Source organism: Psychrobacter sp. ANT_WB68, from assembly GCF_008369115.1.
Taxonomy (GTDB): domain Bacteria; phylum Pseudomonadota; class Gammaproteobacteria; order Pseudomonadales; family Moraxellaceae; genus Psychrobacter.
Genome location: NZ_VOAZ01000003.1, coordinates 1 through 19,841 on the forward strand (window position 1 = coordinate 1; position 19,841 = coordinate 19,841).

The following is a 19,841-nucleotide window of genomic DNA, read 5'->3' on the forward strand; positions in this document are numbered from 1 at the left end:
ACTATCATATCATAATGATTTGGTTTGTCAAGCTTTTTTATAAATTGTTTCAGTAAGTTATCCAGGTTTGTTATATGTAATTTACATATAAGTCATTCCGGTTTGCCTTATTGAGGTGCGTATTATATAGAGTTTGAGGTAGCTGTCAACCGTTTTCCCAAAGACTTTTTAATTAATTTCAGATAATAAATAACAAGCCATGTTTTTCAATGACTTAGACGGAAAACTATTTGTCCAAATACTTAAACTCTATTCTGAGAATGGCCGTTGGTGTGATACTTTTATCCTCTAATAAGCATATCTTGCCATTATAAAATCTGAAAATTATTTTAATGTGATTATAAACATAGTATTTAGTGCCTCTATTAACGATAGTAATGACGTCTATGCTCATCACCGTTGATATTGATGTTGAACGCACCTATATATAGAAGCTAACCTAAACCCTGCTATCTAGTGTTGATAAACAGTTTTTGCTATAATGGCTGCTTTTATGATATTCCTTAATGGTATTGCTGCTCAGCCTCTTAGAAGGTATCTTATTTGATATCGTGGTAATTTAATTATAGGTCATTAGATGACTAATAATTATTATGCGATACATGATGCTATGTAAGTCTAAGCGCCATGCTTTTAAGTAATGTCTACTTCTTACAACATATCACAGCGGTTAGATATAATTGACGTGGTCTTACGGTTATATGATTGATGGTTGCAATCATCACTGCCAACGGATCCAAAAAGGTGAATAGATTATGGTAGCGATTACTTTACCCGATGGTAGCGTAAAAAACTTCGAAGGCAATACCACCGTCATGGAAGTGGCGCAAAGTATTGGGGCAGGATTGGCTAAGGCGACAGTCGCTGGGCGCGTAGATGGTCACTTAGTTGATGCGCATGACCCGATCGTCGCTGACGCCAAAGTCGAAATCGTGACGCCAAAAGACGCTGACGGTGTCGATATTATTCGCCATTCATGTGCACACTTATTGGGTCATGCCGTCAAACAGTTGTATCCTGATGTGAAAATGGTCATTGGCCCTGTTATCGAAGATGGTTTCTATTATGACATCTATAGTGAGACGCCATTTACGCCTGAGCACATGGAAAAAATTGAAAAACGTATGATGGAGCTGATTAAGCAAGATTATGACGTTATCAAAAAAATGACACCGCGCGATGAAGTAATCAAGATATTTGAAGAACGTGGTGAAGACTATAAACTTAAGCTGATTAATGATATGCCAGGCGAAGAAGCCTTTGGTCTATATCATCATCAAGAATATGTCGACATGTGCCGTGGTCCACACGTGCCAAACACCCGCTTCTTAAAAGTATTTAAACTGACCAAAATGTCAGGTGCCTATTGGCGCGGCGATGCTAAAAATGAACAGTTACAACGTATTTATGGTACAGCGTGGGCGGATAAAAAAGATTTAAAAGCTTATATCCAACGTATTGAAGAAGCCGAAAAACGCGACCATCGTAAGATTGGTAAAGCGCTTAATCTATTCCATATGCAAGAGCAGGCACCGGGCATGGTGTTTTGGCATGCCAATGGTTGGACGATTTATCAAGTACTTGAGCAATATATGCGTAAAGTACAAAATGATAATGGCTATGAAGAAATTAAAACGCCGCAAATCGTCGATCGCAGCTTGTGGGAACGCTCAGGACATTGGGGCAACTATGCTACCAATATGTTTACCACTTCAAGTGAAAACCGTGATTATGCGGTAAAACCGATGAACTGCCCTTGTCACGTGCAAGTCTTTAACCAAGGTTTAAAGTCTTACCGTGAGTTGCCCCTACGTATGGCAGAGTTTGGCTCGTGCCATCGTAATGAACCATCAGGTTCGCTACATGGTTTGATGCGCGTGCGTGGTTTTACCCAAGATGATGCTCATATCTTTTGTACACAAGCCCAAATTCAGCAAGAAGTCGCTGATTTTATTAAGCTGACACTTGCTGTCTATGAAGATTTTGGTTTTGACAACATCATCATGAAGCTCTCGACCCGTCCTGAAAAACGTGTTGGTAGCGATGAGTCTTGGGACTTTGCAGAGAAAGCCTTGGCAGATGCGTTAGATAGCTCAGGTCTTGACTGGGAATATCTGCCCGGTGAAGGCGCGTTCTATGGTCCAAAGATTGAGTTTAGTCTAAAGGATTCATTGGGTCGCGTCTGGCAGTGCGGTACCATTCAGGTTGACCCAAATATGCCTGAGCGCCTCGATGCTGAATTCGTGAATGAGCAAAACGAGCGTGAAGTGCCTATTATGTTGCACCGTGCTATCTTAGGTTCGTTTGAGCGCTTTATCGGTATCTTGATTGAAAACTACGCTGGTTGGATGCCAGTATGGCTGGCACCACAACAAGTAGCGGTGATGAATATCACTGATAAACAGGCAGATGCTTGTGAAAATGTGGTCAATCAGCTTAAAAATGCTGGTCTGCGAGCCACTAGTGACTTGCGTAACGAAAAGATTGGATTTAAGATACGAGAGAAAACATTAGAACGCGTTCCCTATATGCTAGTATTAGGGGATAAAGAAGTCGAATCGGGCAGTGTTAATGTCCGTACTCGTGAAGGTGAAAACCTTGGCGTGATGAGTGTTGCAGAATTTATTACATTAGTACAGACCGCTGTTGGTAAAAAAGGCCGACAGACCCCAAAAACAGATGAGGAGTAATACCTATTAAACAGTCAAACCGTTTGAACATCAACGAAGATATCAATGTCAAAGAAGTTCGTCTTGTTAGAGAAGACGGCGAGCAAATGGGCGTGGTCGATATCGAAACCGCGATGAAAGCGGCACGTGAGGACAATCTAGATTTGGTCGAATTGGTTCCAGATGCCAAGCCGCCTGTCTGCAAGATCATGGATTATAAACATTTCCTCTATGATCAAAAGCAAAAGGCGAAAGAAGCTAAAAAGAACCAAAAGCAAACTCAGCTGAAAGAGATGAAGCTGCGTCCTAGTACTGAAGAAGCGGATTATCAGGTTAAGCTGAAAAAAATCGTTAGCTTCTTAGAAGACCAAGATAAAGTTAAAATCAGTATTCGCTTCCGTGGTCGTGAAATGGCTCACCAAGAAATTGGTCGTAAGCAGCTGGATCGCATCATTGCAGACACTGCTGAGATTGCGAACGTCGAGCAATATCCTAAGATGGAAGGTCGTCAAATGGGTATGCTGTTAGGTCCTACGAAGAAAAAATAATCTATTTATGGATTACAGCTAGTAGTGGCTGTTAATCGATGTGACTGTTGGTTAATATAGACAGCGCGTTGATATAGATAGTTATCCTCTTAACCATCAATATGCTACGGGATATTGGTGGTTTTTTAATATTTAAAGCCCTAAACACACATTTTTAAATACAATGAGTTGAACATAATCAGCCAACGCTGTTTATAAACCTCTTACAAACCCCAGTTTACAAAATCCAACTTCTCAACCTTTTCATTACCAGTTAATCTAAAGGTCAACGCTATCACTCTTAAATATAATTCGAATAAAACCATTAATAAGGGCATAAAAATAATCGATGCCACGACTATGAATGTGATTAGCAAATATTGCCATTAACGACTGATGTCATTAACACATAATATCGTTGGTAACCAACAACGCCCTTTTCAGCTATTATAGGAAATTCTATGCAAGAACTAACCCCACCCGAAAATACCTCGACACCAAGTATTACTTTGACTGCGCCTGAGCCGGTAAAAGAAATACAAAAAAGCGAAGCCGATCAAATGGTGAAGCTAGATGAAAGCCAGATTCCAGAACTTGATGCTAAAGTCGATGCCTTCGTTGATCATGTAATTAATAACTCAGTACACAGCTCTGAATTTCAACAAAATGTGCAATCTATCCATAATTTAGGCAATAAAGAAATTCGCGAATCGGCGCAAGTGTCTAACCGTATGCTCGATTTACCCGTGAAAAGTCTGAATAATAGCTTGTTTGACAACTCCCCTATTGCCAAGTCATTGACTGAGCTGCGTGGTATTGTCGAAGATTTAGATCCTAGTAAAAAAGAGCTGACCAGCTCACGTAAACTGTTTGGTCTCATTCCATTTGGCAATAAAGTACAAGACTATTTCCGTCAGTACGAGTCGGCGCAATCCCATATTAACGCCGTGGTGACCAGCCTTTACAATGGTAAGGATGAGCTGCTCAAAGACAATGCTATGATTGAGCAAGAAAAAGTCAATATGTGGGAATTGATGCAATCCATTCGCCAATACATTTATGTAGGTAAAAAGATTGATGAGCAGCTTGAGCAAAAGGTTTATGCCGTTGAAGCCACTGACCCTGAAAAAGCCCGTATCATCAAAGAAGAAATGCTATTTTATGTGCGCCAGAAAAACACTGACTTCTTAACGCAATTGGCAGTAAACATTCAGGGTTATTTAGCGCTTGATACCATACGTAAGAATAATTTAGAGTTAATTAAAGGCGTAGATCGCGCAACAACGACAACTATCTCGGCGCTACGTACAGCGGTTGTTGTTGCCCAAGCCATGACCAATCAAAAACTGGTACTCGATCAAATCACGGCTTTGAATAAAACCACCAGTAGCTTGATTGAATCGACGTCGGCGATGCTAAAACGTCAATCGCTTGAGATTCATGAGCAAGCAACCAGTAGTACGATTGAGCTTGATAAACTGCAAAACGCCTTCAATAATGTCTATGATACGATGGATATGATTAGCAATTATAAAATAGAAGCGCTAGAAAATATGAAGCAGACGGTCAATGCCTTGACGACTGAAGTGGATAAAGCCCAGAAATATCTCGATAAGTCGAATCAAACGACAGTACTTGAAGTATCAAAGGAGCTAGACAGTAAAAAAATAACCAATCAATCAAATACAGTCGACATCGATATTTGATATTTGGTTTATCTAGAATGTCGATTGCTGCTAGCTGTTAAGGCTAACAGCTACTTGCTATCTGATGCACATAAGACAATTGACCTAAGATATTGCGACCTTGTTCGTGTTAAGATAGCTCTTATTAATAATTTTAAAAAACAGATACGGTAATTTATGAGTTGGAACGATCCAAACGCCTCAACTGAGGCACAAAAATATGATAACCCTATTCCTAGTCGCGAACTGATACTCAGTACGATTAACGAACATGGCGAAGTCACGCATCAACAATTGGCAAAAGCCTTTAATATTGATGATCCTGACCAATTTGACGCTTTGGGTAATCGCCTAAAAGCGATGGCGCGTGATGGCCAAGTAAACCGTGACGGGCGTCCTTATCGCTATCGCACGGTGACCAAGCACGATATCGTCACAGGTACGGTAACTGCGCATCCAAAAGGTTTTGGCTTTGTATTACTAAGTGATATGCCCGACCTGTTTCTACATGAAAAGCAAATGCGCTGGGTGTTTAACGGTGATACGGTAGAAGCGGTTGGCACCTCAACGGATAATCGTGGCCGTACCGAAGGACGTATTGTCGATGTCGTTGAACGCCGCCAAAGCAATTTTATTGGTACATTGGCGCGTGATGAAGACGGTTATTGTGTTGAGCTTGGTAGCCCAAACAATCATCAGCCGATCACCGTTACTGAAGAAAACGTGCAAGCGTTTAATGCAAAACAAGGTGCGCCAGTTAAAGTCGATATTATCGATTGGCCTAACCAGCATGAATTTGCTACGGGTAAAATCACTGAAGTACTATCTGATGACAACGACCGTGAATTGATTATTGAGACTACCTTACTCAACTATGATATCCCATCAGACTTTAGTGAAGCGGCACTTGAACAAGCCAATGCTTATCAAGAACCAACCGAAAAAGACTTAAAAGGTCGTAGAGACTTACGTGATTTACCGCTAATTACCATTGATGGTGAAGATGCGCGCGACTTTGATGATGCAGTATTTGCAGAAAAACGCTCGGGTGGTAACTATCGCGTCTTAGTTGCGATTGCGGATGTAAGTTATTACGTCACGCCCAACTCACCATTAGATAAAGATGCTTACGAACGTGGTACGTCAGTCTACTTCCCCCATCGCGTGATTCCGATGCTGCCTGAAGTGCTGTCAAACGGCTTATGTTCATTAAACCCTGATCTCGACCGCCTTTGTATGGTTGCCGATATCAAGATATCTCGTGCAGGCAAGGTTACCGGCTATGAGTTCTATCCTGGTGTCATGCATTCACAAGCGCGTCTGACTTATAATCAGGTAAACGCTTATCTTGAGAATCCAAAAGATAACAGCATACCTGAGTCATTAACGGGCAATAAAGACGTTAAAAAATCTATCGATACCTTGTATCAATTGTATGAGCTACTGGTCAAGAAGCGTGAAGAGCGCCATGCCATGGAGTTTGAAACGGTTGAGACGTATATTAAGTTTAATGAAAAAGGTGGTATCGAAGCCATTCTACCGCGTACGCGCGGTGATGCGCAAAAGCTTATTGAAGAGTGCATGTTGCTTGCCAATACGTGTGCGGCAAACTTTGCGCTACAAAATGAGCTGCCAGTTTTATATCGTAACCACGACAAACCTGATGGCGAAAAGTCGATGCGTATCCATGAATATGCAAAGAACTTTGGTCTAGGCTTCCCTGAAGAAAGTCCAACGCAAGCCGATTATCAGCGTATTATTGAAGCAACCAAAGAGCGTCCTGACGCGATTAGCATCCACAGTATGCTGCTACGCTCGATGATGCAAGCGAACTATTCGCCTGACAATATCGGTCACTTTGGTTTGGCTTATGACGAATATAGCCACTTTACCTCGCCGATTCGCCGTTATCCTGACTTAATGCTGCATCGAGCGATTAAAGCGAAAGTGACGAATAGTCAACAGCCAGTGATGGACTTCTCGCTTGATGGTGCTGGCACGCAAACGTCAGATACCGAACGCCGCGCTGAAAAAGCGTCACGTTATGTAGAATCTTGGCTCAAGTGTCATTATATGAAAGATCATGTCGGCGAAGAGTTTGATGGCGTGGTGACTACCGTTACCAGCTTCGGCCTGTTTGTCACATTAACTGATTTATATATCGATGGTTTAGTGCATATCTCTAACGTTGGTGATGATTTCTTTGTCTATGATGAGCAGCAGCAACAGCTTATCGGTAAAGATAGAGGCACAGTATTCGGTCTCGGTGATTTGGTCAAAGTAAAAGTAGCGGGCGTCAATATGGACCTGCTACAAATCGATTTCGATTTAAAGGCTAAGCTACAAGCAAGCCAAATGAATCAAACCAAAAGAGAGCATTCTAACCCTAGTCCACAAAGCAAAGAGCAGACCAAAAAATCACCTGCTAAGAAAAGCGGCAGCCGTGGTGGTAGAGGCAGTAGCAAAAAAAGCTAATGCGGTATAGCTCTTAAGAAATAAAAAAAGACTAACGATAACGTTAGTCTTTTTTTATGAGTATCGATTAAATGGCGGCTACTTATCTGTCTTATATTGAAATGGAGACTCTTTAAGCGCTAACAAACTATTGCGTATCTGTCATTTGCTCAACACGTTGTTGACTGACCTGCTCTGCTTGCTCTATCTTGGTAGTAGCATTGTCAAGGATGGCTTTTGGTTGCTGTCCTAAAGGCTGGCTTACGATATCAGATGTATGGCTGTTATCAACATTGTCAGCATTAGCACCGTTGCTCTCAGCTATGGCTAAATCATCATTAATATTTTCTGACTTCGTACTAGCGGTTATCGCCTCTCTATTTTTCTCACGTTGGCTGCCACTCATCATGTTAAAGCCTAATAGCATAACGATACCTGCCAGAGCAAAAATAATCAGATGTTTCATTTGCATAAAAATGTCTCGTCTATTGCGATAAAATGTAGATAAACGTTTCATTGCATTTTCTATGCCGACTTTTCTATGTGGTATTGAACGCTATTCTTGCGGGCTGCTATTACTTAATAAATCAGGCTCATCTGAGTTTTCAGCAATTTCTTGTTCGACCTTTTCCATTAGCTTTTCGTCAGGACGAGTATCAAGCACCTCATCGGCATTCTGACCTTGCAAGATATACTTCGCCCGCGCCTTCGCTTGTTTTTTATCTTGATCCTCAATTGCAGTTTCAGCCGCTTGAGCTTCATTAGATGTTTTAGAATCGTTAGAAGTTTTAGCAATGTTTGGCGTTACTATTACTTCCGCGTGAACTTTATCAGCAGTTTGAGTGCTTTGGAAATGCTCAAACGCTTTTTCTAGCTTATGATTAAAGCGTAACTGATAAATGGGCTCAGGTAAGCTAAAACCTTCATCTTCTAAAGCATGCTTGGTTTCCCGAATGGCAATACTACGGGCTTTAGAAAAATCAGCTTCCAATTGATTGACCCATACTTGAAATTGCAAAATAATATTTGAGTCGCCCACCTCTTTGATAACCGCAGTGACTTTCGGCTTATCTAAGGCAAAGCCTAACTGACATATCGCATCGATACCTACCTTGATGGCAGCAAGCGGGTCATCATTGGCATCGACACCTAATTCAAAAGTAAAACGGCGCTCAGGATTTTTGGTGTAATTTAAAATAGTGGCTTTAAAGACTTCAGCATTGGGAATACGTAACTGGTTGCCATCTAAGGTCATTAAAATAGTCGCTCGTGACGTCAGGCGTACCACAATACCCTCTTGATTATTAATCAAAATATGATCACGGGCACGAAAGGGTTGACGAATACTGAGCATAAGCGAGGCAATATAGTTCTCAATCGTGTCCTTAACCGCAAAACCAACGGCGATACCAATAACGCCTGCGCCGCCAAGTAGCGTGCCCAAGATAGTCTCAGCACCAATCAAACTTAACGCTAAGATAAGCCCCAAAACGATAAATATAACTTTAACGGTCTGCGCCAACAATTCTGCGACAAAGGGATTGGGTGTTAAACGTTGCCACATCTTTTGCCGATTAGACAACCAACTGCCAAACCAAGTGACCAAGGCAAATAAAATAATCCCTACTAACAATAGCGGCAAAGCTTTAACTAAGTTTTTTGTCTGCGCCTTTAGGTTTTGATAAACGGTCGACACGTTATCTTGCACATCAAGCGTGCGGTTGATTCTATCTTCTACTGTCACCACATCGGTTAAACGATTGGTCAAATTAATGGCTTGCTGGGCTTTTTTTTCATTGGGAGTCTCACCGGTTAAGGTAACAACCCCTTGATTAACGCTAACATGAACCGCTTGCAAACCGTCAATTTCAGAAAAGATACCACTGATACGTTGGCGGATATCATTGTCTTTTAATGGTGTGGGAGTGGTTTCGATTTGAGCATTATTGGTGCTTTCACCGCTGATAACGGGTGGCAGCTCGACTGGCATCGGCGCAGCAGTCTCAGAAGCATTCGGAATAGCAGGTGTGATAGCTAGAGTACTATTTAGCCCATTATTTGGCTCATTGGTAGCTTCATTAACAGCCGGCTGAGCAGTTGAGGCATCATTATCAGCAATTTCTTTCGCTAATACAGAAGACTCATCTGTGCTGATTTTTTCAGCCGCATAAGTGGGCAGGCTTAAAAAGATGCTTAATGGCAACAGCAACTGAACGCACGCCTTTATAGTTATGCGTAACTTGCGCTGGTCAAAGTTAGCTGCCATAAACATCCTTTTCTATTCTAGCTTTATTCTATAGTCCGTTTAAAATACAAGAGGTACGTTAAAAATAGCGTTCCACATATTATTTACCGTCTAGATAAAGCTGCGCCTCACCCAAATCTAAGGTACCTTCATAGATAGCGCGACCGGTAATGATACCCTCGATACAATCACCATAAGGTTTGAGCAATTCGATATCTTTCATATCGGTCACGCCGCCTGACGCAATTACAGGTAATCCGCCTTCACGCGCTAAGTTGACCGTCTGCTCAACATTAACGCCTTGCATCATGCCATCACGGTTAATATCGGTATAAACGATTGACGATACGCCGACATCGGCAAAACGCTTGGCAAGCTCAGTGGCTTTGGTATCAGTGACATTTGCCCAACCGTGCGTCGCTACCAGACCGTCTTTGGCATCGATACCGACGATGATATGTCCAGCAAACTCACGGCAGGCTTCAGCCACAAAATCAGGATCTTCAACCGCTTTGGTGCCAATGATGATATAAGTCAGACCAGCAGTAATATACTGCTCAATGGCTTTCATATTGCGTACACCGCCGCCAAGCTGAATCGGCAGCTTGGGGAAGGCTTTGGCAATATCATGTACTACTTGCTTATGTACTGGAATACCATCAAATGCACCGTTTAAATCGACCAAATGCAAGCGGCGCGCGCCTTCATTGACCCAACGCGCTGCCATCGCCACCGGATCATCAGAAAATACCGTATCGTCTTCCATACGACCTTGTTTTAAGCGCACACATTTACCATCTTTTAAATCAATAGCAGGGATAATGACAGGGACAGCACACATATAGCATTCCTTATAAAAACGATATGAATAATAAAAAACCACTCAAAAGTGAAACAAGCGTCAAAAAGCCACTCAAAAGGCGGCTGTATATAAAGTCATTTAGCATAACAAATTAAAAGAGGTTATTAGGAGAAATTCGTTAAATATTAAAATGACCACATAAAATGAAAGATTGCTTAAAAACCTGGTTAAATAATGGCAAAAACCACACAATCATAACCATAAGTTTTAGTACGTGGATTCACTAGCAACATTAGGTAAATTCAATTACCAACTGGCAATTTTAGGTCAGTTTAGCGTATAATCCTAGGTAAATTTGTATTTGTGCGATAAAGCCTAATCGTCTGCTACCTCTAGATGATTTCAATCAGCACAAGGTAAATGCAGCCTAACATTAATAACCAGATTAATGCTTGTGCTTATAAATTGTGCTTATCAAGCAATGAAGCTTACCCTGTAATCATAGGTTATTAAACAGCGTTTAGATAATTTTAAGAAAGATGGCTTTGACAAGACATGAAAGTCATTTACTTCTCATTTATAATCACTTGAATGAAGAGCGCTGCTTAAATCACACAGATATGATAATTTTTAAGGTTTTAATAAACCGTATAGTAAGACTGTCTTTAATCTCATATTGTCCTTGTTGAGGATGGCATTAGATTTGAGGGTTTTAGTATACATCTTGGTAGCCAGTCGTCACTTTGGTCATTCGAATAAGACATTAACGTGTTGTTAAGGAGTCTAAGGTCAGCGTTAATACTCTTACTTGTAGTTATGATGATGTGTTATGTCTAGAGCACTTTTTCACACCCTTTTTTGGGGTTGATTAAGGACTTTATTGATGACGCTGTTATTCATGCTGCCGATATACCAAACAGGACGTCTGGTATCGTTTTAGACTATGGACTAAGTTTTCGCTTATGATTACCATCAAAAAAGGTTTGGATTTACCCATCACTGGTGAACCCTCCCGCGAGATATCTGAGCACAGACCCGCCCATGTGGCACTTGTTGGCTATGATTATGTGGGCATGAAGCCCACGATGAATGTCAAAGAAGGCGACATCGTAGCAAAAGGTCAGCCCGTTTTTGAAGACAAAAAACGAGTCGGCGTTATCTATACTGCCCCTGCTGCTGGTAAGGTCATCGCGATTAACCGCGGTGAGCGTCGTGTGTTTGAAAGTCTTGTGATTGCGGTCGACCCAAACGGTGAAGAAGTAGAATTTCAGCGCTACGACTCCCAGCAACTTGCTGACCTAGATTCTGAAGTCGTTGAAACCCAACTGCTTGCCTCTGGTGAGTGGACCGCGTTCCGTACGCGTCCCTTTAGCCGTGCTCCCGAAATCGGTGCCCGTCCTCACGCTATCTTTGTCACCGCGATGGATACCAATCCATTAGCGTTTGACCCGATGTTGCTGATTAATGAGCAATTGCAGGCGTTTAATGACGGACTTGCCGTATTATCAACGCTCAGCCCCAACACCTTTGTCTGCCATCATGGCGATGCCCAGTTGACGCCAGTTGCCAAAACGGCGGCTAATAATGTCACTGAGTATCATAGCTTTGCCGGTAAACATCCAGCCGGTCTTGCTGGTACGCACATTCACTTTTTGCATCCCATCATGCGCGGCGTGACCGTTTGGACAGTTGGCTATCAAGACGTGATTGCCATTGGTGAACTATTTACCACGGGGCGCTTATATACGCGCCGCATGCTTAGCCTTGCCGGTCCTGCGGTCAAAAACCCGCACTTAATCGTCACCGAACGTGGTGCTGATATCACGGCATTGACCAAAGGTCAGCTTGAGGCTGGTGAGAACCGTATTGTCTCAGGTTCTGTGCTATCAGGTCGTAAAGTGTTTGGCAATACTGCTTATCTTGGTCGCTTTGATAATCAAGTCAGTGTGCTATCTGAAGGTCGTGAGCGTCCAGCGTTCCATTTCTTAAGCGTCGGTAGCAACCGCTTTTCAAAATTGCCTATCTATATTTCTAAGTTTTTTGGTAATAAGAAATATAACTTCACAACTACCAGTAATGGCTCACCGCGTGCGATGGTGCCAATTGGGGTTTATGAAGAGGTGATGCCGCAAGACTACCTGCCAACGCAACTATTACGTGCTTTGATTGTCGAAGACATCATTACGGCAGTAGATTTGGGCGTACTTGAATTGGACGAAGAAGATTTGGCATTATGCACCTTCGTATCTCCTGGCAAATATGAATTCGGCGATATTTTGCGTGATAACTTAACACGCATTGAGCTGGAGGGCTAACCACGATGAAATTTTTACACAATATGTTCGATCGTATGGAGCCGTCTTTCACCAAGGGTGGCAAACACGAAAAATACTATGCCATCTTTGAGATGTTTGATACGTTTTTGCGTCAACCAAGCTCAACGACATACGCATCATCACACGTACGCGACGGTATTGACCTAAAGCGTATTATGATTACCGTATGGTTATGTACCTTCCCAGCGATGTTTTGGGGTATGTACAATATCGGTCATCAAGCATTAACTGCGATTGCAACACTCGGCTTACAGCCTGACGGCTGGCGCACTGTTATCACCAGTATGGCAGGCTATAACCCAGACAGTATCTGGGCAAGCTTTGTCTACGGTGCCATGCAATTCTTACCTATTTATCTTGTGACTTTTGGGGTCGGTATTCTCTGTGAGATTATCTTTGCCGTCGTGCGCGGGCATGAAGTCAACGAAGGTTTCTTTGTCACCTCGGTACTGTTTGCACTCTGTTTACCACCGGATATTCCTTTATGGCAAGTTGCCTTAGGTATTATCTTTGGCGTGGTCGTGGCAAAAGAAGTCTTTGGCGGTACGGGTAAAAACTTCCTTAACCCTGCCCTATCAGGTCGTGCTTTCTTATACTTTGCTTATCCTGCTTATATGTCAGGCGACTCAGTATGGACAGCCGTTGATGGTTTCTCAGGTGCAACGCCCCTTGGTCTTGCCGCGCTTGGCGTCGTTCCACAAGATTTTGTCGATGTTTACGGCAATGCCATCACCTGGAGTGATGCATTCTTAGGCAACATGCAAGGCAGTATCGGTGAAGTATCGACCCTAGCTATCTTAATGGGTGCGGTCGTTCTACTTTGGACGCGCATTGCTTCATGGCGCATCATGGCAGGTTGTGTGGTTGGTCTCATAGCCACTTCGCTGGTCTTTAATATGGTCGGCTCTGAAGACAATATGATGATGAGCCTGCCTTTTTACTGGCACTTAGTCATCGGTGGTTTTGCCTTTGGTGCCGTGTTTATGGCAACTGACCCAGTATCTGCCGCGCATACCAATAAAGGGCGCTGGGCTTATGGTATCTTGATTGGTTTTATGACCGTATTGATTCGCGTCGTTAACCCTGCTTTCCCAGAAGGTATCATGCTTGCCATTCTATTCGCCAACTTATTTGCGCCACTATTTGACTATTTTGTGACGCAAGCAAATATCAAGCGTCAAACAGCACGGAGGGTTCGCTATGTCCAAGCCCAAAAGTAATAATGCAAAAACCATCAGTGTGGCGTTGACGCTATGCTTGGTGTGTTCTGTATTGGTCTCAGCCGCTGCTGTTGGTTTAAAGCCAGCGCAAGTTGAAAACGCGCGCTTAGACCGTAACAAAAACATTTTAGTGGCAGCCGGTATGTTTAACCCTGCTACTGATACCAATGAAGATGTAGCTGAGCGCTTTAAAGACTTTGAGGTTGAAATTATTGACCTAAATAAAGGCACTTACCTCGATGACGACGCGCTAAAAACCGCTGGTATCCCTGATCGTAATGCTTACGATGCCAGTCAAGCGACTAAGAATAAAGCCCTCAGTGAAGACTTAGGCAGTAATGATCCTGCCGGTATCGGTCGTAAGCCCAAATACGCCAAAGTTTATGTCAAAAATGATGACGCCGGTCAGCCTGAAATGGTGGTCTTACCGATTCAAGGTTATGGACTGTGGGGTACGATTTATGGTTTCTTGACGCTTGAAAGTGACATGAATACCATCAAAGGTATCAGTTTCTATGAGCATAAAGAAACCCCAGGTCTAGGCGCTCGTATTGAAGAACCAGAGTGGCGCGCTATGTGGAGCGGCATTCACTCTTATGACGAAAACGGTGCGGTAGCAACGGGTGTAACCAAAGCCGGTAATCCAAAAGAGAACTGGGTCGATGGTATCAGTGGCGCAACCTTAACTGGTCGCGGCGTCAGTAATATGATTCAGTTTTGGTTGGGTGAGCAAGGCTATAAGCCATACCTAGACCAACTGCGTAAAGAAAGCGGCAAAACACTGGCAGATAGTGAAGTAAAAACCAGTCAAAGCCCGTATAAAAAGCTGGGTCAAAGCCTAAATCAGCATCAGACTCACAAACAGACGCATCCCGTAACCGAACTGGTCGCAGTAGTACCAGCAGCACACGGCAAGGAGGCATAACATGGCTGATACAAAAAGTATTTTAACCTCGCCTATTTTTGATAATAACCCCATTGCGCTACAAATCTTAGGTATCTGTTCGGCATTGGCAGTGACCACGAGTGTGGCAAATGCGTTGGTAATGAGTGTGGCGTTGACCTTGGTCACCGCATTTTCAAGCTTTTTTATCTCTATTATCCGTAAGCAAATTCCAGCCAGTATTCGTATTATTGTGCAGATGACGATTATTGCGTCATTGGTTATCGTGGTCGATCAGATCTTAAAAGCGGTCGCTTATGACGTTAGTAAAGGCTTGTCAGTATTCGTTGGTTTGATTATCACCAACTGTATCGTCATGGGTCGTGCTGAAGCCTTTGCGATGAGCAATCCACCAGTACCGAGCTTTTTAGATGGTATTGGTAACGGTCTTGGGTATTCGGCGGTACTGCTATTTGTCGCCAGTATTCGTGAAATTTTAGGTGCAGGCAGTTGGTTTGGCATCACCCTTTTACAAACTGCGACCGATGGTGGCTGGTACGTACCAAACGGTCTACTGCTACTACCACCGTCAGCGTTCTTTATTATCGCCCTGTTTATCGTGATTATCCGTACATGGAAACCAGAACAGGTTGAAGAAGCTGAATTTGTAATGAAGCCGCAATCTAAAGGCATGGCACAAGGAGGCGGTCACTAATGGGACATTATGTCAGTTTATTTATAACCTCAGTCTTTATCGAGAATATGGCGCTGGCCTACTTCTTAGGCATGTGTACCTTTTTGGCGGTATCGAAAAAGGTATCAACCGCTATCGGTCTTGGGGTGGCGGTGGTAGTGGTAATGGCAATTACCGTACCGCTAAATAACTTACTGTTTCAGTTTATCCTAAAAGATGGTGCGCTGGCATGGGCAGGTTTCCCTGATATAGACTTAAGCTTCTTAGGTCTACTCAGTTATATCGGTTTGATTGCCGCTGTGGTACAGATTCTAGAAATGTTCTTAGATAAGTTCGTCCCAAGTCTGTATAACGCCTTAGGGATATTCTTACCACTCATTACCGTAAACTGTGCCATTTTAGGTGGCGTGCTATTTATGGTTGAGCGTGACTATAACTTTGGTGAATCGATGGTATACGGCGTTGGCGCAGGCTTCGGTTGGGCATTGGCGATTACCGCATTGGCGGGTATCCGTGAAAAGCTAAAGTACTCAGACATTCCAGCACCGCTGCGTGGTCTTGGCATTACCTTTATCACGGTTGGTCTGATGTCACTTGGCTTTATGTCTTTCGGCGGTATGTCAATTTAAACCGCTACGCTTAAAAGCCTATTTAGCGATTTGACCTATTTAATTCATTTATTCGGTAGGGGTTCAGGAAAAACGCAATAACGTCTTTTCGCACCCCTATTCCATAGATTAAGGATACCTACCATGGATTACGCTACGGCGATTGGTGGCGTTGCTATGTTTACCTTGATCATCATGGGCCTCGTTGCCATTATTTTGGCGGCGCGCTCAAGACTGGTCAGTTCAGGCGATGTTACTATCCATATCAATGACAATCCCGATAATGACGTCGTGACAGCTGCAGGCGGTAAACTGCTACAAACACTGGCGAGCGAAGGTATTTTCTTATCTTCAGCCTGTGGTGGTGGTGGTACCTGTGCGCAGTGTCGTTGCCGCGTTATTGAAGGGGGCGGTTCTATCCTGCCCACCGAAGAAGGATATTTTACCCAAGGTGAAATCCGTAACCACATGCGTCTTGCCTGTCAGGTTGCAGTTAAGCAAGACATGAAAATCGAGATTGACCCTGAGTTTTTTGATGTGCAAAAGTGGGAATGTGAAGTTATCTCTAACGATAACGTTGCCACCTTTATTAAAGAATTGGTGCTTAAAATTCCAGATGGTGAAGAAGTTAACTTCCGTGCCGGTGGTTATGTACAGCTAGAAGCGCCACCACATGAAGTGCATTATAAAGATTTTGTGATTGACGAAGAGTATCGCGAAGACTGGGAAAAATTTGGTATCTTCAACTACGTGTCAAAAGTTGATGAGCCGGTGATTCGTGCTTATTCGATGGCCAACTACCCTGAAGAAAAAGGCCTTATCAAGTTTAACATCCGTATCGCCAGTCCCCCGCCACGTGGCCCTGACGGTATTCCACCCGGCAAAATGTCCTCTTGGGTATTTAGCCTCGTGCCTGGCGATAAAGTGACGGTTTCTGGTCCTTATGGTGAGTTTTTTGCCAAGAAGACTGATGCTGAAATGATTTTCGTTGGTGGTGGTGCGGGTATGGCACCAATGCGTTCGCACATCTTCGATCAGCTGAAACGTTTAAACACTGACCGTAAGATTAGCTTTTGGTACGGCGCGCGCTCTATTCGTGAGATGTTCTACGTTGAAGATTATGACCAACTAGAAGAAGAGTTTGATAACTTTGAGTGGCATGTGGCTTTGTCTGACCCCTTACCAGAAGACAACTGGGAAGGTCCAACTGGCTTTATCCATAACGTGCTACTTGAAAACTATCTCAAAGACCATCCGAACCCAGAAGACTGTGAATATTACATGTGTGGGCCACCGATGATGAATGCGGCGGTCATCGACATGCTACATAGCTTGGGTGTGGAAGATGAAAATATCATGCTTGATGACTTCGGTGGTTAAGTGGTTGGTAAAGCACAGAACGTATCTTTAAAGTCATGAATAAAAAGAGAGTCTCAGTTGAGACTCTTTTTTTATGGCTAATATTTGACGATAAACCTACCTCATACCAATACAAATCTAAATAGTAAATTACCTACCTTCTCCTATATTATTGATTATTTACTCCTCTAAGAAAGGATTCTTATGAAAAACAAAGTGAAAGATTTAACCATTTGGATAACTGGTGCCTCTAGCGGTATCGGTGAAGCATTGACCACCGCCTTTGCCAAACGCGGTGCCACTATTATTTTAAGTGGACGTGATAAAGAGAAATTAGAAGCGGTTAAAAATCGCTGTAAAAATCGCAAAAAACATATCGTCATCCCCTTTGATATCGCTGATGCCACGCAAGCAAAAGAAGCTTATGAAGCGGCGAAGACCCAAGCGGGAAAAATTGATTGGCTGATTAACAATGCTGGTATCAGTCAACGCTCGCTTATCATGGAAACCACTGAAGAAGTTGAACGACAGTTGATGGAAGTAGATTACTTTGCGCAAACGTGTCTGACCAGACTGGTATTGCCAGATATGATCGCGCAAGGCGGTGGCAAAGTGATCATGGTATCAAGTGTGGCGGGTTTACTCGGTACGCAATATCGCGGCGCGTATGGTGCTGCCAAAGCGGCCATCCATATGTGGGCAAATAGTCTACGTGCTGAATTACATGGGCAAGGCATCGAGGTGGCGACGATATTTCCAGGATTTATTCAAACCAATGTTTCTATTAATGCCTTGACTGGTGACGGTAGCGCTCAAGGGACGATGGATGAGGCGACCAATAAAGGACTGACGGCGATGGTTTTTGCCAAACAGGTCATCAAAGCCCTTATTAACAACGAAGAATATATTATCGTCGCTGGTCATAAAGAAAAGCTCGCCACTAGGGTCAATCGTTTATCGCCGCCAAAGCTTTATAAACTTATCCGTGAATCAAAAGTAACATAAACCTAGCAGGCTAAGCAGATATGTCTTAGTCGATGATTGGCGTTATGGGTGACAAGGGGTGTAAAATAGGCAACGCGTAGCTTGCTTAGTTATTGACTAACGGTTTTTACTAGCTAATGCGCCCCACTCACCCCTTTGCTCTATCAAGCTGTGATGACCCCTATGACAAACTTAACCTCGCTTAGCGCTGCTAACCCATCAATGAAACCCGCCTTTCTGTCTATGATTGCTATCGGCTCTGTACTTGCTATTAGCGCTTGCCAGCAAAAGACTGATTATAACAATCTAAGCGGCGAGACCATGGGCACCAGCTACCATATCAGTTATCAATTGCCCAAAGGCGTTGATGAAGCTGCCATACAAGCAGCAATCGATAAGCGCTTGCAAGACATCAATGACAGCATGTCCACTTATCAAGCAGACTCTACTATTTCTAAATTTAATCAATTAGGAAAAGATACACCGATTGCTATCGACGCCGATTTCAGCCATGTCTTAGAAGCGTCTAGACAAGTTTATGAGCTATCGGGCGGCGCGTTTGATCCGACGGTGATGCCATTGATTGAAACTTGGGGTTTTGGCAGCACCATGACGGTTGAGCGCTTACAAAGTCCGCCGACAGCGCTTGAGATTGCACAAGCAAAAGCTTTGGTTGACTTTAAAAGCGTGATACAAAAAGAGCAAAGCATTTATAAAACCAAAGATGGCGTCGAGCTTGATTTTTCGGCGGTGGCTAAAGGCTATGGCGTTGATGTTATCGCCAATGTACTCAGAGATGACTATCAGATTCGCAATTATATGGTTGAGATTGGCGGTGAAGTCGCGACCTCTGGCGTCAGTGCTCAGCAGCAACCGTGGCAAATTGCGATTGACGCGCCCATCGAAGGCAGCACAGTAAGCGCACGCCAAACCATGGCAGTGATCCGTCAGCCTATTAATAATGGCACTACTATGTCGCTTGCAACCTCTGGCAATTATCGCAATTCCGTCGTTTTTGATGGTAAGCACTACAGTCATACTATCGACCCGACGACAGGTGAGCCCATTGTTGGTGGCGCGCCATCGGTAACCGTCGCCGCAGAATCGGTCGCGCTGGCGGACGCTTGGGCTACTGCTTTAACCGCCATGCCTTATGAAAAAGCGCTCAAAACTGCCAAAGAACACGATATCGCCGCCTTATTTGTTATCTTGGCTAATAATATAACTTTAGATTCAGAGGGTTCGGCGGCCGACAGTATTGATGATTGGCAAATGGTAGAAACCCCTGCCATGAAAGCTTTACGTGCTGATAAAAAGTCCTAATATTAAAGCGATGAGATCAAAGCCCTCAGAGTAAAGCCATCAGGTTAAATGT

15 protein-coding genes are annotated in these 19,841 nt (G+C 43.3%); 12 read left to right on the forward strand and 3 right to left on the reverse strand.

Translation table 11 applies throughout. From position 1 onward, the window contains the following. Positions 1 to 755 precede the first annotated feature (755 nt). The 4 genes from thrS (at position 756) to rnr (ending at position 7,356) form a co-directional block, all read left to right on the forward strand. Positions 756 to 2,690 carry a threonine--tRNA ligase gene (gene thrS / locus FQ084_RS08510; RefSeq protein WP_149490222.1) on the forward strand — a complete coding sequence of 645 codons (1,935 nt, stop codon included), beginning with the start codon at positions 756 to 758 and terminating at the stop codon, positions 2,688 to 2,690. 23 nt (positions 2,691 to 2,713) lie between these two features. Continuing rightward, on the forward strand, positions 2,714 to 3,217 hold the full coding sequence (infC, locus tag FQ084_RS08515; RefSeq protein WP_149490223.1) for a translation initiation factor IF-3: 504 nt from the start codon (positions 2,714 to 2,716) through the stop codon (positions 3,215 to 3,217). 440 nt (positions 3,218 to 3,657) lie between these two features. Continuing rightward, complete coding sequence (locus FQ084_RS08520; protein WP_149490224.1) at positions 3,658 to 4,902, forward strand: toxic anion resistance protein; 1,245 nt, start codon at positions 3,658 to 3,660, stop codon at positions 4,900 to 4,902. A gap of 156 nt (positions 4,903 to 5,058) precedes the next feature. Continuing rightward, positions 5,059 to 7,356, forward strand: a complete 2,298-nt coding sequence (rnr, locus tag FQ084_RS08525; RefSeq protein ID WP_149490225.1) for a ribonuclease R — start codon at positions 5,059 to 5,061, stop codon at positions 7,354 to 7,356. 127 nt (positions 7,357 to 7,483) lie between these two features. On the opposite strand, the gene FQ084_RS08530 is transcribed toward rnr, so the two are convergent. The 3 genes from FQ084_RS08530 to hisA form a co-directional block, all read right to left on the reverse strand. Next, positions 7,484 to 7,807 carry a hypothetical protein gene (locus FQ084_RS08530; RefSeq protein WP_149490226.1) on the reverse strand — a complete coding sequence of 108 codons (324 nt, stop codon included), beginning with the start codon at positions 7,805 to 7,807 and terminating at the stop codon, positions 7,484 to 7,486. Positions 7,808 to 7,891: 84 nt separating this feature from the next. Further along, on the reverse strand, positions 7,892 to 9,601 hold the full coding sequence (locus FQ084_RS08535; RefSeq protein ID WP_149490227.1) for a mechanosensitive ion channel family protein: 1,710 nt from the start codon (positions 9,599 to 9,601) through the stop codon (positions 7,892 to 7,894). Positions 9,602 to 9,680: 79 nt separating this feature from the next. After that, positions 9,681 to 10,421, reverse strand: a complete 741-nt coding sequence (gene hisA / locus FQ084_RS08540) for a 1-(5-phosphoribosyl)-5-[(5-phosphoribosylamino)methylideneamino]imidazole-4-carboxamide isomerase (RefSeq protein WP_149490228.1) — start codon at positions 10,419 to 10,421, stop codon at positions 9,681 to 9,683. A 923-nt stretch (positions 10,422 to 11,344) separates the two neighbouring features. On the opposite strand from hisA, the gene FQ084_RS08545 reads away from it, so the two are divergent. The 8 genes from FQ084_RS08545 to FQ084_RS08580 all read left to right on the forward strand — a co-directional run bounded on the left by FQ084_RS08545 (position 11,345) and on the right by FQ084_RS08580 (position 19,789). Then, positions 11,345 to 12,697, forward strand: a complete 1,353-nt coding sequence (locus FQ084_RS08545; protein WP_149490229.1) for a Na(+)-translocating NADH-quinone reductase subunit A — start codon at positions 11,345 to 11,347, stop codon at positions 12,695 to 12,697. A gap of 5 nt (positions 12,698 to 12,702) precedes the next feature. Next, positions 12,703 to 13,938 (forward strand): NADH:ubiquinone reductase (Na(+)-transporting) subunit B, encoded by a 1,236-nt coding sequence (locus tag FQ084_RS08550; protein WP_149490230.1) that lies wholly within the window; start codon positions 12,703 to 12,705, stop codon positions 13,936 to 13,938. Continuing rightward, complete coding sequence (locus FQ084_RS08555) at positions 13,919 to 14,863, forward strand: Na(+)-translocating NADH-quinone reductase subunit C (protein ID WP_149490231.1); 945 nt, start codon at positions 13,919 to 13,921, stop codon at positions 14,861 to 14,863. Before FQ084_RS08550 ends, FQ084_RS08555 begins: the two co-directional genes overlap by 20 nt. A 1-nt stretch (position 14,864) precedes the next feature. Beyond that, positions 14,865 to 15,536, forward strand: a complete 672-nt coding sequence (locus FQ084_RS08560; RefSeq protein WP_149490232.1) for an NADH:ubiquinone reductase (Na(+)-transporting) subunit D — start codon at positions 14,865 to 14,867, stop codon at positions 15,534 to 15,536. Next, a complete protein-coding gene (gene nqrE / locus FQ084_RS08565; protein WP_149490233.1) occupies positions 15,536 to 16,144 on the forward strand; it encodes an NADH:ubiquinone reductase (Na(+)-transporting) subunit E in 609 nt (202 codons plus the stop codon). Before FQ084_RS08560 ends, nqrE begins: the two co-directional genes overlap by 1 nt. A gap of 123 nt (positions 16,145 to 16,267) precedes the next feature. Next, the gene (gene nqrF / locus FQ084_RS08570) at positions 16,268 to 17,503 is read left to right on the forward strand and encodes an NADH:ubiquinone reductase (Na(+)-transporting) subunit F (protein WP_149490234.1); all 1,236 of its coding nucleotides are present in this window, start codon (positions 16,268 to 16,270) and stop codon (positions 17,501 to 17,503) included. 183 nt (positions 17,504 to 17,686) lie between these two features. Beyond that, entirely contained in the window at positions 17,687 to 18,487 is an 801-nt protein-coding gene (locus FQ084_RS08575) for an SDR family NAD(P)-dependent oxidoreductase (RefSeq protein WP_149490235.1), read from the forward strand. 162 nt (positions 18,488 to 18,649) lie between these two features. Next, positions 18,650 to 19,789, forward strand: a complete 1,140-nt coding sequence (locus tag FQ084_RS08580) for an FAD:protein FMN transferase (protein ID WP_188032938.1) — start codon at positions 18,650 to 18,652, stop codon at positions 19,787 to 19,789. Positions 19,790 to 19,841: the final 52 nt, after the last annotated feature.

What these genes read in the sequence shown, in the direction of transcription:
- FQ084_RS08575 (WP_149490235.1), top strand. Translation starts at nt 17,687, where the DNA reads ATGAAAAACAAAGTGAAAGATTTAACCATTTGGATAACTGGTGCCTCT.
- FQ084_RS08555 (WP_149490231.1), top strand. Translation starts at nt 13,919, where the DNA reads ATGTCCAAGCCCAAAAGTAATAATGCAAAAACCATCAGTGTGGCGTTG.
- FQ084_RS08520 (WP_149490224.1), top strand. Translation starts at nt 3,658, where the DNA reads ATGCAAGAACTAACCCCACCCGAAAATACCTCGACACCAAGTATTACT.
- nqrF (WP_149490234.1), top strand. Translation starts at nt 16,268, where the DNA reads ATGGATTACGCTACGGCGATTGGTGGCGTTGCTATGTTTACCTTGATC.
- FQ084_RS08550 (WP_149490230.1), top strand. Translation starts at nt 12,703, where the DNA reads ATGAAATTTTTACACAATATGTTCGATCGTATGGAGCCGTCTTTCACC.
- FQ084_RS08530 (WP_149490226.1), bottom strand. Translation starts at nt 7,807, where the DNA reads ATGCAAATGAAACATCTGATTATTTTTGCTCTGGCAGGTATCGTTATG.
- rnr (WP_149490225.1), top strand. Translation starts at nt 5,059, where the DNA reads ATGAGTTGGAACGATCCAAACGCCTCAACTGAGGCACAAAAATATGAT.
- nqrE (WP_149490233.1), top strand. Translation starts at nt 15,536, where the DNA reads ATGGGACATTATGTCAGTTTATTTATAACCTCAGTCTTTATCGAGAAT.
- FQ084_RS08545 (WP_149490229.1), top strand. Translation starts at nt 11,345, where the DNA reads ATGATTACCATCAAAAAAGGTTTGGATTTACCCATCACTGGTGAACCC.
- FQ084_RS08560 (WP_149490232.1), top strand. Translation starts at nt 14,865, where the DNA reads ATGGCTGATACAAAAAGTATTTTAACCTCGCCTATTTTTGATAATAAC.
- hisA (WP_149490228.1), bottom strand. Translation starts at nt 10,421, where the DNA reads ATGTGTGCTGTCCCTGTCATTATCCCTGCTATTGATTTAAAAGATGGT.
- FQ084_RS08535 (WP_149490227.1), bottom strand. Translation starts at nt 9,601, where the DNA reads ATGGCAGCTAACTTTGACCAGCGCAAGTTACGCATAACTATAAAGGCG.
- thrS (WP_149490222.1), top strand. Translation starts at nt 756, where the DNA reads ATGGTAGCGATTACTTTACCCGATGGTAGCGTAAAAAACTTCGAAGGC.
- FQ084_RS08580 (WP_188032938.1), top strand. Translation starts at nt 18,650, where the DNA reads ATGACAAACTTAACCTCGCTTAGCGCTGCTAACCCATCAATGAAACCC.